The sequence below is a fragment of the Aporhodopirellula aestuarii genome, assembly GCF_023701485.1.
Lineage (GTDB): Bacteria > Planctomycetota > Planctomycetia > Pirellulales > Pirellulaceae > Rhodopirellula > Rhodopirellula aestuarii.
This window is the reverse complement of record NZ_JAMQBK010000027.1, coordinates 1-16,861: the sequence shown is the minus strand read 5'-3', so window position 1 is coordinate 16,861 and position 16,861 is coordinate 1. Positions and strand designations below refer to the sequence as shown.

Sequence of the window (16,861 nt, the reverse complement as noted above, 5' to 3'; positions counted from 1 at the left end):
GCAGTCGATCGGGCGCAGGCCGACAGTGATTACAGCGTACCAAAATCAGAGGTGTTAGCCTGAGTCGCGATCAATTTGCCGCGGTGCAAGTTGAGCTCGTGTTTCGACGATCCGATTCAGAAAAACTCGGCGAATGGCGTCGTATCCACGGTCGTTGGGGTCTTCGATGTTGTCGTAAAACCAGTAGTGTGGGTCGGCCGGGTCGTAGGTGCTTCGCCAGAATTGTCGGCAGTGCGAACCGTGGCCGAGGAAGGTTTGATAGAGGTCGACGACGTGCACGTTTTCTCGACGAGATGCGACCCGGCGAATGGTTTCATTGTACTTTGCGTGAATCACCAATCCGTCGGGCCAGTCCGGCAAGAAAATACTCGGTGCGTCGCCGACGCTGTCGGTGGGGTCGTAGATATCACCGAGGTAGATCACGCAGCCTCCAGGGAACCTTGCTTCGATGCCATGAAGGATCGTCTCAAGCCGAGTTTCGAAATTCGCGATCCAGGGTTCTGCTTGCTCGAGGGTCGCGCCGTACATCGCACCCTCCTCGGGCGGACGTCGTCCGTAGGAGTGGATCAGGTCGTTGCCGCCCGTGGTCATGACAACCAATCCGAATACGTCGTCAGGATACGTCGGTACTTGAGCTTCGAGCGTGTTGAGGTGATCGATCGAGGTTGAGCCGGAAACGGCAAAGTTTTCTGACGTGAGATTGGGCAGAACCGCACTGAGACATTTGCCCTGCATGTCTTCGAACTCGTCACCAGGATTGTTTTTCAATCGCTCGAAATACGAGTGGCTTTTGGATGCCGCGCCGAGTCCTCGCGTGACACTGTCGCCGAGTCCGAGCAACATGATCTCTCGATCCGTCCACGTTTCGTTGAACGCGGAACTTTCAACGGCAGGTCCGGCGGGGCCTTCACCGATCGGCCGACGGAGAAAGAATTGGATGTACGCGGGGACCAACAACAAGACGATTGCGCCGAGCAAGAGAATCCAGCGGCGACTTTTGGGTTGGGAAGCGTTCACGTTGCCACTTGTTGCTGTTCATTGGTTGCGTGTCAGTAGCCTCGCGACGTGTTCGTGAAGGAGGCTCGCGGTGAACTTCTTAAGATAGCAGCTTGAGATGGAGTGGATGTGTGTTGATCGAGAAACGATTTACCTACGTCTTTCACTGACGAGGTTGCGGGCGAATGAAGCCAACTTTGCTGTGTCGCCGGTTGCCTCGGCTGGGCTTTTACGCACGCATTTTACAGTTGCGTTTGTGACCAGCCGTGGCGATAGCGAATCGCCGATCGCGCGCGAGGCTTAGGACTCTGGCCCGACGGGGGTTAGACCGACGAGACGAGTTCTTGGTCACACGGTGAGGATTTCGTCGCGACTCGACCGGATGCCACTCGTTGCTCGTAATCGGGCCAGACGTCTTCAGCGAGTTTTTCTTCGCCGAGCGTGATGGTTTCGTTGACGTTGAGATTGCCTTTGACAATATGGGCGGAGTTCAACGCGTAGAAACCTGGGACGCTGGTCACAATCGGTGGCAATCGTGTGCTGTAGTCCACCGTCGCAAGAGCAGCGACGTATTTTGCTCTGGCTATCTTGAATTCGACGACTTGGTCGCGAGAGAAATGGTCGTACATCTTCTCCAGTGTCGACAGGCACTTCTCGCGGTAGTCTTCGTCGGACTCGTTGAGGCCTTCGTGATCGTCCGGCAAATACTTGGGAAGATAGACCAAATGTTTGCCGCCGAGTTGTGACTCGGGGTCGACGATCGTCGACATTTCGATCACGGCGGTCAGCGGTACCCAGGTGTCGGTGATGTTCGTGACGTAGTACTCGCTGATCGGTTTGTCCATCAACATCGAAGCGCAGACGACGCCGAGATAGCGGATGTTTCGATGTTGCTGCTTTTCTTGTTCACTGAGTGCGGGGCACGACTGGGCGATGAACGGCGAGGCGATGGTCGAAACGACGTTGTCGTAGACTTCGCGGCTTCCGTCAGCAAACTCGACCTGCAATTCACCCGACTCGAGAGGTGCGACGCTCTTCACCGGAGAGGACGTTTTCATGGTCACATCGCGTCCGGCCAGCCAACCGACCCAGCTTTCAAGGATTTGCGCGTATCCGCCGGGGACATAGCCGAACATTTCGGTTTTCATTCCGCTCCGACGGGCTTTGTACATTCGTGCGGTGTGCGCCCAAATGAATGCGGCCGAGGTTTGTTTGTAGGCTTCGCCTAATTTTGCTTGCAGGAGTGGTTGCCAGATTTTCTCGAAGACGCCTCGGCCGGACCAACGTCGCAGCCATTTCTCAACGCTGAGTTTTTCGAGTCGCCGCCAGTTGCGGATTTTCGAGGCGTAGAAGATCGTGCCACCGAGTCGCAATTTTTCGATCAACGAGAGCGGCGGAAATTTGAGAAACTCGGCCGTGTTGCTCATCGAGAGCAACCGTCCACCGGCGTAGAAGCCTGTTTTGGTTTCAACCCATTTCATCTGCGACTCGAGCCCCAGTCGGGTCAAGACGTCACGGATTTTGGTGTCGCTCATCAGGGTCACATGATAGAAGCGATCCCAGATCACGTCGCCGAGGTTCCAGGCGCTGGTGAGACCGCCCATCGTTGGCGCGGCTTCGGCGATGGTGACGTGTTGTCCGCGGTCACGCAGATCCGTGGCGACCTGTAGCCCCATCACACCACCACCCACGATGAGCCATCGACTCGCGGGCGTGGATAATGTGTTTGGGTTGCCGTCGGGTGACGGCGAGTGAGATGGCATCCGACTAAGACCCTTTAACGCGGTGACGCCCGAGCATCTTCAGTGTGAGCCAGATCGTACGGAAAACCTGCATCTTGCTAGCGCCACCCTTTTGGTCGTATCGCAAACGCAGCGGGACTTCACCGAAGACGCAGCCCATCTTGCGAAGTTTCAACAGCACGTCGGCCATGCATGAGAACCCGGTTTCACCAACAAAGTCGTCGCCGTAGCGTGCAAAACCGGCGCGAATTGCCGACGCGCGGTAGGCACGATAACCCGAGGTGAAGTCCCGCACGCCACGCGTGGGGAATAGAACCGTGAACAAGAGCCGGGCACCGATGCTGAGGAAGTGACGTTCGATCGGCACACCGACGACGCGGGCACCGTTTTGGAAACGCGACGCGATGACGCAATCACATCCTTCATGAACAGATTGCACCATGCGGTTGATCAAGCCTGGTGGATGCGTGTTGTCGGCGTCCATGGTGATGATGATGTCGCGTTCACCGGCGCGGTCAACGGCTTCCCTCAAGCCGTCGCGGATGGTCACGCCGAGGCCCTGATTGACTTCGTGTTTGACGAGGTGCACGGGCATTTGGAGTGACATCTGTAACGCGATTTTCGCTGTGTCATCTTTGCTGCCGTCGTCAACAATCACGACTTCGTACGGCAAGCCGCTGTCGGCGAAGGCTTCACCCACGCGTTCGAGCAACTCGGGGAGAGCCTCTTGTTCGTTGTACGCTGGCAGTGCCAAGATCACTTTCGCCGGGCGAAAACGCAGCGGGTTAGGCGTCGTGGCAGGGGCAGAGGACGAGGCGGAGAGCGGATTGGTCGGGTTGTCGGGCATCGCAGGGAGCTCACGCTTGGGGTCGATCATAAGGTGTGGCCCCCCGCGAGGTGCAGGCAGTTTGGGGTGGGGAAGGATTCGAACGAGTCGATAGTCACCATTCTATTTACCCTACCACCCATCACAACCGAAGCGTCCGTAATTACTTGCTCTGGGCTTACTTGCGGAAAAAAGCTACTCTGGAGACGCGCCAGAGAGCCAAAATGAGTGGATTCTCTCGTGCTTGCCGCGCCCCGTGGGGTCTGGTTTGGAAAAGCTGATCGAAAGTCACGGGCGGTGCTGGCTCCGTCCTTCTCGTTTTCCTCCATCGAATTGCGGGTCCGTTGTCTACCATCGTTGCCGAGTATTCTGCATCCACCATGTCCACCGGCGGCCCTCTGATCGATCTGCGGAGATACGCCGATCGCGAGCATCTGCTGCTCGCGTCCTACGCCATGCACAGCCGTGATTCGGCTGGTCGGGTCGAGCACGAACCGCCACACGCCTACCGCGGGCCATACGGTCGCGACCGCGATCGAATTTTGCACAGCAGCGCGTTTCGCCGTTTGTCGGGGAAGATGCAGGTCTTCACCGGAGAAATGGGGACCTATCACCGGACGCGATTGACGCACACGTTTGAGGTCGCCTCGGTGGCACGGACGTTGGCTCGCGTTCTGCGGCTTAACGAAGATTTGACCGAAGCTCTCGCGCTGATGCATGACATCGGTCATCCACCGTATGGCCATTGTGGTGAAGACGTGTTGAGCGAATGCATGCACTGCGTCGGCGGGTTTTCACATAATCAGTTTGCTTTAACGATCGTCGAGGAACTTGAGCAGCGTTATCACGCATTTGCCGGTTTGAATTTGTCGGCGGAAACCTTGGCCGGTCAGGACACCCGGGCTCACAAAAGCGAAGCGGCCGTCGGGCGACCTCCGTTGCTCGAGGTGCAGATCGTCGACGCGGCGGATTCGATCGCTTACGACGCGCACGATATCGATGACGCGTTGCAGATGGGACTGTTGTCGATCGACAGTCTCTCGGAGCTTGCGATTATTCGCCGGGCGATGCAACGCGTTCGCGAGAAGGCTGGTAATTTGCCGATCGGCTCGTTGCGGCAGTTGCTCGTCCATGAACTGATCGATCTGCAAGTGAGCGATCTGTTGCAGGTCTCGGTGGAGCTGCTGCAGACGGCGCAGGGATTGTCTGCGGAGGAGGTTCGCGATGCCGGGATCCGGGTGGGGCACAGTGCAACGTTAGCGGCCGAACGCAGCGAATTAGAGCGTTTTCTCTTCAATGCCGTTTATCGACACCCGCGATTGATTCCAGTGCGGGAATCCGCGGCTAACCGGGTACGGGTGTTGTTCGATGTTCTCTCCCAGAGCCCGAGTCGGCTGCCGTTGCGATTCCGGCGTCGGGCAGAATCCCTGCCGCTGGCTCGCGTTATTGGCGAGTACATCGCCGGAATGACGGATCAGTTTTGTGACCAGCAGTATGCGAGTCTCGAGCACTCGACGGCGGGGCCATTGGCCGATTGGTAGAGTTGGGAGTAGGTGACGATTCTGCGGAGATTTTCCTGCTTAATTGCAAATGCATGAAAACACTGGCGGTGTTCCACTCGTCTCCACTACAAACCGAACCAGCGTTTGCGGAATCGGCTCGTTCACAGGGGGCAACCCCTGGGCGATTCGAATTGAGCATTTACACTGTGCGATTCATCCGCTTTCCCCTTCATACCCCTGCTTCAGGTCGGTCCGCGTTTTGAGCGCGGGCTGCAGATACATATGGCTCTGATCGTTCTACGACTCTTCTTTTTGCTGTGTGCCGGTGGCGTCTCCGCAATCATCAACACTTCGTTGCCTAGCGCCGGACCGTCGTATTTGCCGTGGGTGAACTTCGTCATCATCATGGGCTTGGCCGTGGGGATGGTGATTTTTGACATTTACTTGCCTCGTAAACGCATCGACACGATCACGTCGGTTTATTTCGGGGTGTTGGTGGGTGTTTTGTTGACATACATCCTGACAATCGCGGCGGCACCATTCCTCGATCAATTCAGCAGCGCCAATCATGTGCGGTTGGTGTTGGGGATTTGTTTGTGCTATCTGTGTACATCGGTATTGTTGCAGACGAAGGACGACTTCCGGTTCTTGATCCCTTACGTCGAATTCGTGCGTGAGGTGAAAGGGTTCAAACCGTTGATCTTGGATACCAGCGTCGTCATCGATGGTCGGATCGCTGACCTCGTGGCCACGGGCGTTTTTGACAACCAATTGATCATGCCTCGATTTGCCCTCAGTGAATTGCAAGCGATCGCCGACAGCAGCGACAAACTGCGTCGCACCCGCGGTCGTCGCGGGCTCGATGTGCTCAATCGTTTGCGTGCCGATGAGAACGTTGATCTGCAAATCTTTGATCGTGAGCTTCCTGAACTCGCAGGCCAAACCGTTGACTTGAAACTCGTGTTGCTTGCTAAGCATCTCGAAGGCAAAGTCGTGACGGGCGATTTCAATTTAAACAAAGTCGCGAAAGTGCAAGGCGTTCCGGTTATCAATCTCAATGAGATTAGCAATGCGTTGCGTCCGGTCTTCTTGCCTGACGAAACGTTCCGCTTGCGGGTCATTAAGCCGGGCGAAGGCCCCGAGCAAGGCATCGGTTATCTCGACGATGGTACGATGGTCGTAGTGGAGGGTGGCCGTAATCGGATCGGCCAGGAGCTTGATGTTCGTGTGACGAGCACTCTGCAGACCAACGCCGGTAAGATGATTTTCACCAAAGTCGACTCCCACTGATTCTATGGCAAAGAAAAAAGTAGCCTCGTCCACGTTCGAGTACGTGGAACCGATCGGAGACCGGGTGCTCGTCCGCAAGGACGAACCCAAACGCGAAACCCGTGGCGGGATCGCGTTGCCCGACGCGGCCGAGATTCCGACGATTACCGGACGGATCGTCACGATCAGTGCGGCGGTCGAAAACGACGAGGAGCTACCGCTGCGTCAGTACGACAAGATTCTCTTTCATCCCAAGAATGCGATTCCGGTCGATCTGGAGCACGACAATCAGCTGTTTGTCGTTCCCGTCGAGGATATCGTTGCGGTGTTTCGTCGAAACGCGCCCGAAGAATAGCACGAACTGCTTCGCTGCCTCTTCGTTATTCGGTGCAGCGAATGGTACCGGCTCAGCCGAGGTCCGTGGGGCCGTCGTTGAAGCAATCGTCTTGCCACAGGATCACGTACGCGATCGCTTGCGTTCGACAGCCGCCAAGGCTGAGGTGGATGGTGTCGACGCCGGCATCGAGGGCTCGTTCGTGGGCGCTGCCTGAGAGCGAGACCACAGGACCGCTGTTGGGGCGCGTCTGGATCTCGATCTCGGTCCAGCGGACGCCTTTGCGATGACAGTGCAGTGCTTTGTAGACGGCTTGTTTGGCTGCCCAACGCCGCGAGAAGTGGCTCGTCGCGTCAGGCAATTGGGCGCAGTGATCGATTTCGGCCGGTGTGAAGACGCGTTCGAGAAACTGCTCGCCGTGCTGTTGGATCATTTGTGAAATCCGAGCACACTGTACAATCTCCGTTCCGACCGCAACGATTGCCATGGCCTTATCGTATCCCGCACGCCGAACGTGCTCTTTCGAGTACCGAGGCCGCGACTTCACGGGCTCTTGCCGCACCCGCGTTTAAGATGTCGTTCACCGTGTCGATGTCTTTTTCAAGTTCATCGCGACGCTGTCGAGCCGGTTCGAAATGGGCCTCGCTGACTTCGGCGACGGCCTTTTTGATCTCGCCGTATCCGAATCCGCCGGCGCAGTATTTTTCCGCCATCGCGGAGACTTCCTCGGGGCCCGCGAACAGTTGGTAGAGTTCGAACAGGTGGTCGCCCTCGGGTTCCTTCGGGTCTTCCATCGCACGGCTGTCGGTGACGATCCGCATGATCTGTTTACGGATTTTTTTGACGTCACCGAACAGAGGCAGCGTGTTGTTGTAGCTCTTGCTCATCTTTTGCCCGTCGGTGCCGGGAACTTTCGCTCCGACATCGAGTGTTTTGGCTTTGGGCATCACGAACGTTTCGCCGAACGTGTGGTGGAACGAGCCGGCGAGGTCACGACAGACCTCGATGTGTTGGATTTGGTCAGCGCCAACGGGGACGATTTCCGAATCATAAGCGAGGATGTCGGCGGCCATCAGGACCGGGTAGGTGAACAGGCCCGCGTCGGCAGCGAGCCCTTTTTCCTTTTTGTCTTTGTAGGCGTGGCAGCGTTCGAGCAGACCCATCGGCGTGCCTGTCATCAGCAGCCAGCAAAGTTCCGAGACCTCCGGAATCTGAGATTGGACAAACAGGGTCGCCTTGGCTGGGTCGAGGCCGAGGGCGAGCAGATCGAGGGCCGCGTTGAGAACGTTTTCGCGAAGTTGGGCCGGTTCACGAACGGTGGTCAACGCGTGTAGGTCAGCGATGAAATAAAAACCGTCGTTGTCTTCCTGCAAATCGATGTATTGGCGGATGGCACCGAAGTAATTTCCCCAGTGAGGTCGGCCGGTCGGTTGGATGCCAGAAAGTACACGCATTGGTTGAGTAAGACGCTAGGGAGTGAATCTGTGGAAGGGATGTTTGAGCGGGCTAACAAAACTCGCCGTGGTGAGCCGACGAACCTATCTTAGCGACTTTTATCCAGTCGGTTCGGTTCGCTCATCGCTCCGCCGACGGTGCAGCGACAATTTGACTGGCGGCGGAACACAAGAGGCGGGGCCACCTGGGGGTCTCCGCCATCGGCCGAGCCCAGATCAATCGGGCTATGAGCCCGATGTGAATAGGGTGCGGCCGCGCCGACCGAAACGGTTTGATCGGATCGGCTGAGACAACTAAGTCGCCCGCGTGATCACGAGGCTAACTGACGCCGACAGCGGCGGCGAGTTGCTCGTAGGTGCGTTGGCTATCGATCCGTGAACCGCGATTATCACACGCGATTTGGTACAGGTGTTGACCGACGGGGGTCGGGTATTTGCCCGTCACGCAGGCTTGGCACAACTTGCTCTGTGGCAGATCAATAGCCCGAGCAAGTGCTTCCACCGGGAGGTATCGCAGCGAATCGGCACCAAGGTCATCGGCAAGACGCTGTTGAGAATCGTCGGTGAGTTCACCGTTGAGGGAGAAGTACTTTGGAGCGATCAATTGGTCGATCGTGCTCATGTCGATGCCGTAGAAACACGGTGCCACGATCGGCGGGCAGGCCACGCGGACGTGGATTTCTTTGGCACCGCCGACGTCGCGAATCCGGTCGAGCAAGGCATTCATCGTTGTGCTGCGGACAATCGAATCTTCGACCAAGATCACACGTTTCCCCTTGAGCACTTCTCGCAGGGGTGTGTATTTCGCGGCGGCTTTTGCTTTGCGAGCACGCCCACCTTCGATGAACGTTCGCCCCGCATAGCGGTTTCGGATCAGGCCCTCGCGACATGGGATCGATAGCTCGTAAGCCATCGAGTCGGCGGCCGCTTTGCTGGTGTCCGGTACCGGAACGACAATCGTGTCGGGATCATCGAGGGGCACGCGTCCGAACTCGCGTTCGGCAGCGGCGAGCTCACGACCGAGGTTGGTTCGCGTAAGGTAAACGCTGCGGTCATCCAGTGTGCTGGCGACGTTGGCAAAATAAATCCATTCAAAGAAACAGTGCTTGGGCTCTTGGGGAGCAGCGAACTGTTCGATTCGCAGGCCATTCTCGGGATCGATCATGATCGCGTGGCCAGGCGGCAGCGACTTGATCTGATCGGCTTCGAAACCGAGGTTCAAAAGCGCGACGCTCTCGCTCGCCGCGGCGAACAAGGGGCCTTCATGGATGTAGCACATCGGTTTAATGCCGAGCGGGTCCCGGGCGACGATCATTTCGCCTTCGGCCGACAGCAACGCCAGCGAGTAGGCGCCGTCAAAGCCAGAGGCGGCTTGCCGCAGCACTTCGATCCAGCTCAGTCGGCCGTGCGTTGCGGACAACAACCGAGCGAATTCGTGCAGAATGATTTCGGTGTCGGTGTCGAGCGTCAGGTGGTGATCGCCGTCGGCGAGTAGCCGTTGTTTGAGCAACGCGTAGTTGGCCAATTGCCCGTTGAAGCAAAAGCTAAACCACTTGCGTTTGTGAATGTGTCGGCGTTCGAATGGTTGTGCGTAGTTCCGGTCGTCTTGGCCACACGTGGCGTAGCGAACGTGTCCGATTGCCGCGCGACCGGCGAGCGATTGCATCAGCGAATCGGCTTTGGCGCGGTGGTTAAGACGGAAGACTTCGGTCACCGTTCCGACGTCGCGGAGGGTCTTGATCAGACCCGGGCGGTCCGGGTCGAACGTGCTCATACCGGCAGCGAGTTGTCCTCGGTTTTGGATGTCGAGCAGCATTCGGGGAAGCAGACGCGAGATTTGCCGCGGTCCATCATCTGTGCAGATGGGGCTGCGGCCACGGCCGGAGAGGTGATAAATCGCGGCGACGCCACATTCGTGGTTCAGTTCGGCCATGAAAATTATGTTCGCGGATGAGCGGATGGCAGAGAAAACATGCAAAGTCGTGAGGCCGCCGCCAGAATTGGCTGGCAACCACTCGACTTCTTCGAAGCATTGAGTTTACCGGTATGTCGGGAGAACGCAATTCAGTGTTCTCACCTAGACCGCCCAATTTCATCAGCCGAGCGGGAATCCGCGCCGGTTTTTTGCTTTGGGAATGCTTCATCGAATTTGAGTTTAGTCTTCCAGTACACCCCCCAAACTACGAGGAAAACCAGCGTTCCGGTCACCAAAACGGCTGACAAGGCGATCGGGATCCGTTCGAGAACCAGCAACGGCAGTCCGACCGTGATCATCCCCCCGCCGATGAACGGGGCCGATAAGGGCGCTGCCAGGGCGTAGTGTTCCGCTGCACGCGTTTTCAGCTCGGGGTCGATCACTCGCAGTAAGACGAATCCGGTCGCGGTCGTTCCGGTCGACATCCCAAAATTGATCAGGCCGAGTTCAAACCAATGGCTCTCGGGCAAGATCTTGGGTGACAAAAACAGCAAGCAGAACGTCGACCAAGCCGCGCCGGCGACAAACAACGCGGTAATCGGCACCCACAGCGAAACGACCACGGTCAGGTTTAAGGTCACAACTGCGGCGACCACCAGCAAATCCATGCTGGCTCCGACCAGACGGCTGATCGTGTCGTGATCAATCCAATGTTCACCTGCGGTCCGAACGACAAAAAATCGAACGATCGCGCCGCCGAAAAGCGTGTAAATGAACAAGGGAAACGAACCCACCACGCTCGCGATTCGCAGCCGATCTCGCAGAACTTGATCACCCGCGGCGTCCGATGCGCCGCTGGCAAAAATGCCAGACGCGTCAACAAACCCGGCCAGTGCGTCGCCGAGGCTTTGAAGCCCGACTCCGATTGCGAAGGCCACGATCAGAAATGCGCACTGCAGCAACATCGGTTCGATCGCGTCGCTGATCGATGCTCCCGGTGGGCGACGAGAATGGGTTGGCGAAACAGTATTTTCCCGCTGTGATTCGGGGGTCTGGATCGAATCCTGGGCAGCAGATTTTCGATCCGCCGCGACCCAACCGCGACGAACGCCGATCTCGATCCAAAGGATTCCCGACACGAGCCCGTAGACCAATCCCGACGTCGCCATCAGCACGCCGAGGTCCAAGCCTTCGTCCAGGTTGATTGGCGGTTGAACAAAAACGGTTCCCATCGCGGCGGCCGTGCCGTGTCCGCCCGCGAATCCTGTTTCGATCAGCATCGCGGCTGAATTGGGTAATTGGAATTGGGGCCCGATCCACCACCAAACCAGCCAGAGGCCGACCGCGGTTTGGCCAAGCACAATAATCCAAACCATCAACGCTTCTCTCGCCACCGGCGAAAAGCCGCCTTCGTCGTGTTTGGCGGCCATGTTCCGGCCGGCAGAGTCGTGATTCTGGGGGGAACGCGTCAGCAGCATGCCTGCGAACACGACCGCGATCAGCCATCCCGGCCACGATCTCAGGTTTGCGATCGAGTCTGCGGCAAAGGATTGCACGAACTGCGTCCAGCGATCGCGTGGCATCTCAGCGTCGTTGCCCGAGACACTCCAAATGGCGATCTGCCAAACCGCGAGCCCGATCGCACCGGCGATCAACGAAGCAGGAATGCGAGCGACCGCCAGCACGCCAAAGCGACCGCGGATGACGACGCCGAGCACCAACAGCACGGCAGTAAGAATGATTGCGCCTAACATGCGGTCAGTCTAACGTGCCGGCGACGGTCAGGCAGACGGGGTGAACACATTCGAAACCCCATGCCAAGCAATACCAGGGCCGAGCATTCCAGACTACGCACACAAATTCGTTAATCGCGAAAGCATTTGTCCACCTCCGACGGCTTCACGATCGATCCGAAGTGAGACGTGGAGAAGCCGTTGGTCTTAAGTAGACGCAGTGTCGATCGGGGGACGTTCATCCGGTGGGGCTGACTCGACGCATTTCTTGCAGCCGAGTCGAAAGCCGATCATGGATTGACGGCCTTCCGGCGAGAGCACCCATTGACGGTGGACGAGCGGCGGATCGTGGCGCACGTGTTGGTTGTGCCCACATTCGAGCTGAGCGACCCAGTGACCTTCGTCGTCGCGATGGTAGCCCGTGATTGCACGCGGGAGGGAATCCGGATTCAGCGTCATGAAGCAAGACCTATGTCAATGGACGCAATGCGGGGCGGTGGTGTTGAATTTTGCGATGCATGCGGATTGTAACGCCATCCTACGTCGATGAGAACAAAACGGCGATTTCAGTGCCGAGGGCACCACTTGTGTTGTCGCTTCATGACTCGCTGGCCCGATTCCGCATCGTTTCCCTGGACTGGCAACCAAGGTGCTTGTCTGCTGCCGCGTTGCGACTGTCCGGCCATTAAACCGCGGGTGCGAAGACTTCCCTCGGGGCGTCGATTTAATTACTGCGGGATTTCAAATGTAGCGGAACGGCGCAAGCCGTCCGGTAATGCGGGACCGGACGGCTTGCGCCGTTCCGCTGAGAAAAGCACTAAAACAATCGATGTCCCCCGGGAACGCGTGTCGTTGATCGTCTTCGCTGCGTCGTCGTTCAGGCAGGTCGACTGCTTCTTGCCGAATTCCTGATGCGAGATTTGCTGCGACGAATGATGGATACCGTTCAACCGAGCTCGTTTCTGATTAATGTCATTGACGACCCACCAGAGTGCGTTGGGAAGATGAGTTTTTCGCGGCATGATCTCTTTGGAAACGGCGGCCTTTTCCCGTCGACGTCCGGCTTCGCCATTGATTGCGACTGCACACAAACAGCAAATTGATGCAGATCATTTCAAGTTGATCCGCGTGGTGTGAAGGATGTGACAGAGGATCCCGGCGATGTTCCACGCGTCATCGTCGCCGCGATGGTGCGTGCCTTCCATTTCAATGCCGAGCTTCTGGCAAGCGGTGTCGAGCCCGACTTCGTGTGCGAGTCCCAACGTGATTGCGAATAGCGATTTGATGTTGAGATGGGTGAGGCCGAAGGGATAGCCGACACCGGCAACCTGGCATGTTCGCTCGAACTGTCGGCGATCGTAATCGCCCCAACTCGCCCACAGTCGATCTTTGGATCGGAAGTCGTTTTTCAATCGCTTGGCGGCATCACAGAGAGATCCGGCATTTGAAAACATGTCCGGCGTCAGGGTGGTCAACTCGGTGCAGAACTGGCTGATCGTCGAACGCTCGGGCGCGATCAGGATGCTGTGCTTTTCGATCCGCTCGAGCGATGCAACGTCGACCGTGCATAGGCCAATTTCTAAGATCTCACTCGTTTCGTTCTCCGGCGGCGGACCGTCCCAGCAGGTGGACTCAACATCGACGACGAGGATTTGGTCAAGTTTGCGGGCCATAATTGATAAAGCGTTGCAGGTTAGCGGGAGTGGTGAGTTTGCTGTGATCACCTAAGAACACCCGTTTTGTCTGTCAACATACGCGACGGACGCGAGTGTGTTGAAGGTTCTTGTTATCGAGGACTGGGTAGGTTTGGGGGAGATACGTGCTGTGGATCGATCCTGATGACGCGCCGAGCGATTTGTTCGGCCCGAGAACCTGCGGTAGGCGGGGAATGCGATTGCTCGAAGTCACCCAGACGACTATCTTCGACGGGTGGGTCAAAGCCCGTCGCCCAAGGCTCCCTATGCGAATTCCCGGTTGTGGCCTCCTCGCGGCGACGATTCTTTTCAACCGGCGGCAATCACTACTTTCCTCCCCGAGTGACGATGGCACATTTCGGCAAACTACTCATTGCATTGGCCGCGGTGACTGTTCTGCATGCCCATTTCAACCTCGGGTTCTTTGACGGTGCGCAGGAGGCCACACGGGCCGACGGTAGTGAAGTTCGCAAGTCGCTTCGTGTCGGGCATTTGCCCGTCACCTGCCATTTGACTTGCCCGGTGACGAGTTGGGTGAGCAAGCATTCGGAGGAGCATTCCGAGTTCGTTTCATGGCGATACACGAGTTGGCCGGCAATGACCGAAGATATCGACGCGGGGAATCTCGATGCGGCCTTTATTCTCGCGCCGCTCGCGATGGTGATGCAGCGGCAGGGGACCCCTGTCAAAATCGTGCATCTTGGTCATCGTGATGGAACGGCCATCGTTGTGAAGAAGGACTCGCCGTACAAGACGTTCGGTGATCTGCGTGGCAAACGGATTGCGATCCCGCATCGGTATTCGAACCAGCGGATTCTGATTGAGAAATTAAAGGACGAGTTTAAGTTCACCAATGCCGAGATCACGCTGATCGACTACCCGCCGCCGGAGATGCCTGCGGGATTGAGGTCGGGTCAATTCGAAGCGTATATCGTCGGTGAACCGTTCGCCGCCAAAGCCGAAGTCGACGGGTTCGGACGCGTGCTTTATTTCACGAAAGACATCTGGCCGAACTTCATCTCGTGTGTGCTCGTCGTGACTGAGCGTTTGATAGAGCGAGATCCCGAGATCGTCCGCGAGTTGGTGCAGGGGATCTCAGCATCGGGCAAATGGATCGACGGAGGCGACGATCGACTGATGGCGGGATTGACGGCCGAAAACGACACCAAAGTTGGCGGTGCCGATACGACGGTGATTCCCGAGGGTTTTGGTCATTCGCCGAGGATGCAGGCGGCGTTGATCGCGTCTCGGCAAGAGTATTACAACCAAGATCCGGAGTTGTTGAAGTTCGTTCTAACGCGTCCGCTCGATCGGGTGAGTTACAGTCGACTCGATTTGGCTGAGCAAGATTTTGCCGAGATTCAGGACTATGCCGAACGACTCGGCTTTTTCAGTTTTCGTCCCGTGACTCCGGAAGATCCATTCGGCTTTGACGACTATTGCGATCCGTCGTTCGAGCAGTCCGGCACGTGGGAGCTACCTGTTGGCCGTGAGGCACAGGATTGATGCGTGGACGAAAAATATTGCTCGGGCTCGTGGGCATCGGGCTGTTCCTGTTGGTTTGGCACTTGGTGACTCTCGGTAACGGACGAACGGACGTTCCGGGGCCGTGGTTAACGTTGACGGGGCTGGCAGAGCTCGCCAGCGGCGGGTTGTTGTGGCGGTATGTGATCGCGTCGGTGTTTCGGGTGATGTGGGGCTTCACGCTCGCGGTGGTAGTGGGCGTTCCGGTCGGGTTGGCGATCGGTTGGTCGAGTTGGTTTCGTGAACTCGTCAATCCTCTCGTGCAAGGGTTACGCCCGATCTCGCCGATCGCGTGGTTACCGATTGCGGTGTTGGTATTCGGAGGAGTGCGGTGGTGGGAACCGAGCGATTTGTCGGCGATCTTTCTAATATTTCTGGCATCGATCTTCCCGATCATTACCGCGGCAACCTCGGCAGTCGAAGGTATCGACGCGAAGTATCTCCGCGTGGCGAGCAATTTCGAAGTCGGCGGCTGGACCGTCCTTTTCCAGGTGATCTTGCCGGCCGCGATGCCTCAGATTTTGACCGGGCTACGATTAGCGCTCGGGATCGCTTGGGTGGTCCTCGTCGCTGCGGAAATGCTCGGCGTTCAGTCGGGATTGGGATTTCAGATCAATGACTCGCGAAACAACTTGCGCTACGATTTGGTGGTGGCGGCGATGGTCGTCATTTCAATCATCGGAATGTTTTTGGATGGAGTGATGGCCCGAATCGAAAACTCAGCTCTGTCGCGACGGGGAACGGCAAAACGATGATTGTGGAAACGCCTAAGATCGAATTTCGAGATCTCGACCTTCGTTTCACCGCGGAGGACGGATCGGAAGTGCAGGTGCTCAATTCCGTCAACTTGAACGTGAAGGAAGGCGAGTTCGTTTGCATCGTTGGTCCATCGGGATGCGGCAAATCGACGTTGCTGAACATTGCTTGCGGGTTCCTAAACCCGACACGCGGGCAGGTCTTGATCGACGAGGTACCCGTCACTGCACCAAATCGAAAACGTGTGTTTATTTTTCAAGATAATTCCGTTTTTCCATGGTTGACGGTGTCTGAAAACATCACGTTTGGTTTGGTGGATCAAACACCGGCAGAGAAAGACGAACTCGTCAATCGATACGTTGAAATGATCGGGCTGACCGGGTTTGAGCACGCCTACCCACGTGAATTATCTGGCGGGATGAAGCAGCGTGTTGAGATCGCTCGCGCGCTGGCGTCGGGACCCGATGTCTTGTTCATGGACGAGCCACTCGGTGCACTCGATTGGCTAACTCGATTGAAAATGCGTGCCGACTTGGTCGAGATCTGGCGTCAAGAGAAGAAGACGATTTTGTTCGTGACGCACGACGTCGAGGAGTCGGTTCAGTTAGCCGACCGTGTCGTCGTTCTCTGCGATCGTCCGGCGGAGATTCGTGCGGTCGTGGACGTCGATCTGCCGAGGCCGAGAAGTTTGGATGATCCCGAGTACCTGCAGATTCGAGATGAAATCTTCGATCTCATGGGCCTGGATCACCATGGCATCGAGGCGTCGCAGCGGTAGGTTGCTCGCCGATCATGGAGCGACTCGCATGGTTCTGCTAATAAGAAAGCCTGCGTCGAGCGGCGTTGCCGATCGAGACGGGCTCTCTGGATTGAAGCAGGTGCATAGAAGTGATTCGGTGTAACGACAATTCCGCTGATCGTGATCGGTTCGGCGTAGGCCGGACCAAGGAGCCTAAGCGACGCAGTTCCGGCACGACTGAGCAAGTGAATGCCGGAACTCGCAAAGCCTCGGTCCGGCCTTCAGTTCGCGGCAGTTTCGCCAGATGATTCCTGCATACCTGCTTAGTATTTGGATTCGGTTGCTTCGCCAGGGCAGGGGACACGATCGTTGGCGGG

The 16,861-nt window shown here is 57.2% G+C and carries 16 protein-coding genes; 6 read left to right on the top strand and 10 right to left on the bottom strand.

Features of this window, described 5'->3' with window-relative positions; all coding sequences use genetic code 11:
- Nucleotides 1-54 precede the first annotated feature (54 nt).
- The 3 genes from NB063_RS10210 to NB063_RS10200 all read right to left on the bottom strand — a co-directional run bounded on the left by NB063_RS10210 (nt 55) and on the right by NB063_RS10200 (nt 3,585).
- Nucleotides 55-1,017, bottom strand: coding sequence for an SGNH/GDSL hydrolase family protein (locus tag NB063_RS10210; RefSeq protein ID WP_250928628.1), 963 nt, complete (start codon nt 1,015-1,017; stop codon nt 55-57).
- Nucleotides 1,018-1,319: 302 nt separating this feature from the next.
- Complete coding sequence (locus NB063_RS10205) at nt 1,320-2,759, bottom strand: NAD(P)/FAD-dependent oxidoreductase (RefSeq protein WP_250928627.1); 1,440 nt, start codon at nt 2,757-2,759, stop codon at nt 1,320-1,322.
- 4 nt (nt 2,760-2,763) lie between these two features.
- Complete coding sequence (locus NB063_RS10200) at nt 2,764-3,585, bottom strand: glycosyltransferase (RefSeq protein WP_250928626.1); 822 nt, start codon at nt 3,583-3,585, stop codon at nt 2,764-2,766.
- A gap of 377 nt (nt 3,586-3,962) precedes the next feature.
- Between NB063_RS10200 and dgt the strand changes: the two genes are divergently transcribed.
- From dgt to NB063_RS10185, 3 genes are all read left to right on the top strand, one after another.
- The gene (gene dgt / locus NB063_RS10195; RefSeq protein WP_322975107.1) at nt 3,963-5,105 is read left to right on the top strand and encodes a dGTP triphosphohydrolase; all 1,143 of its coding nucleotides are present in this window, start codon (nt 3,963-3,965) and stop codon (nt 5,103-5,105) included.
- A gap of 243 nt (nt 5,106-5,348) precedes the next feature.
- Nucleotides 5,349-6,356, top strand: coding sequence for a PIN/TRAM domain-containing protein (locus NB063_RS10190; protein ID WP_250928624.1), 1,008 nt, complete (start codon nt 5,349-5,351; stop codon nt 6,354-6,356).
- 4 nt (nt 6,357-6,360) lie between these two features.
- Entirely contained in the window at nt 6,361-6,690 is a 330-nt protein-coding gene (locus NB063_RS10185) for a co-chaperone GroES (protein WP_250928623.1), read from the top strand.
- 52 nt (nt 6,691-6,742) lie between these two features.
- Here the strand turns inward: NB063_RS10185 and acpS are convergent, their stop codons facing one another.
- From acpS to NB063_RS10150, 7 genes are all read right to left on the bottom strand, one after another.
- Complete coding sequence (gene acpS, locus NB063_RS10180; RefSeq protein WP_261367301.1) at nt 6,743-7,156, bottom strand: holo-ACP synthase; 414 nt, start codon at nt 7,154-7,156, stop codon at nt 6,743-6,745.
- A 4-nt stretch (nt 7,157-7,160) separates the two neighbouring features.
- Nucleotides 7,161-8,123, bottom strand: coding sequence for a tryptophan--tRNA ligase (trpS, locus tag NB063_RS10175; protein WP_250928621.1), 963 nt, complete (start codon nt 8,121-8,123; stop codon nt 7,161-7,163).
- Nucleotides 8,124-8,442: 319 nt separating this feature from the next.
- Nucleotides 8,443-10,056: an amidophosphoribosyltransferase gene (locus tag NB063_RS10170; RefSeq protein ID WP_250928620.1), complete on the bottom strand. Its 1,614-nt coding sequence runs from the start codon at nt 10,054-10,056 to the stop codon at nt 8,443-8,445.
- A gap of 140 nt (nt 10,057-10,196) precedes the next feature.
- A complete protein-coding gene (locus tag NB063_RS10165; protein WP_250928619.1) occupies nt 10,197-11,792 on the bottom strand; it encodes a sodium/glutamate symporter in 1,596 nt (531 codons plus the stop codon).
- 186 nt (nt 11,793-11,978) lie between these two features.
- Nucleotides 11,979-12,230 carry a DUF3565 domain-containing protein gene (locus NB063_RS10160; RefSeq protein WP_250928618.1) on the bottom strand — a complete coding sequence of 84 codons (252 nt, stop codon included), beginning with the start codon at nt 12,228-12,230 and terminating at the stop codon, nt 11,979-11,981.
- A gap of 269 nt (nt 12,231-12,499) precedes the next feature.
- Nucleotides 12,500-12,721, bottom strand: coding sequence for a hypothetical protein (locus NB063_RS10155; protein ID WP_250928617.1), 222 nt, complete (start codon nt 12,719-12,721; stop codon nt 12,500-12,502).
- A 159-nt stretch (nt 12,722-12,880) separates the two neighbouring features.
- Nucleotides 12,881-13,444 carry a 3'-5' exonuclease gene (locus NB063_RS10150; protein ID WP_250928616.1) on the bottom strand — a complete coding sequence of 188 codons (564 nt, stop codon included), beginning with the start codon at nt 13,442-13,444 and terminating at the stop codon, nt 12,881-12,883.
- Between the two features lie 369 nt (nt 13,445-13,813).
- On the opposite strand from NB063_RS10150, the gene NB063_RS10145 reads away from it, so the two are divergent.
- The 3 genes from NB063_RS10145 to NB063_RS10135 are packed head-to-tail and all read left to right on the top strand — an operon-like array spanning nt 13,814 to nt 16,523.
- A complete protein-coding gene (locus NB063_RS10145; RefSeq protein ID WP_250928615.1) occupies nt 13,814-14,971 on the top strand; it encodes an ABC transporter substrate-binding protein in 1,158 nt (385 codons plus the stop codon).
- A complete protein-coding gene (locus tag NB063_RS10140) occupies nt 14,971-15,744 on the top strand; it encodes an ABC transporter permease (protein WP_250928614.1) in 774 nt (257 codons plus the stop codon). Before NB063_RS10145 ends, NB063_RS10140 begins: the two co-directional genes overlap by 1 nt.
- The gene (locus NB063_RS10135; RefSeq protein ID WP_250928613.1) at nt 15,741-16,523 is read left to right on the top strand and encodes an ABC transporter ATP-binding protein; all 783 of its coding nucleotides are present in this window, start codon (nt 15,741-15,743) and stop codon (nt 16,521-16,523) included. The genes NB063_RS10140 and NB063_RS10135 overlap by 4 nt, the downstream gene beginning before the upstream one ends.
- The last annotated feature ends 338 nt before the right edge of the window (nt 16,524-16,861 follow it).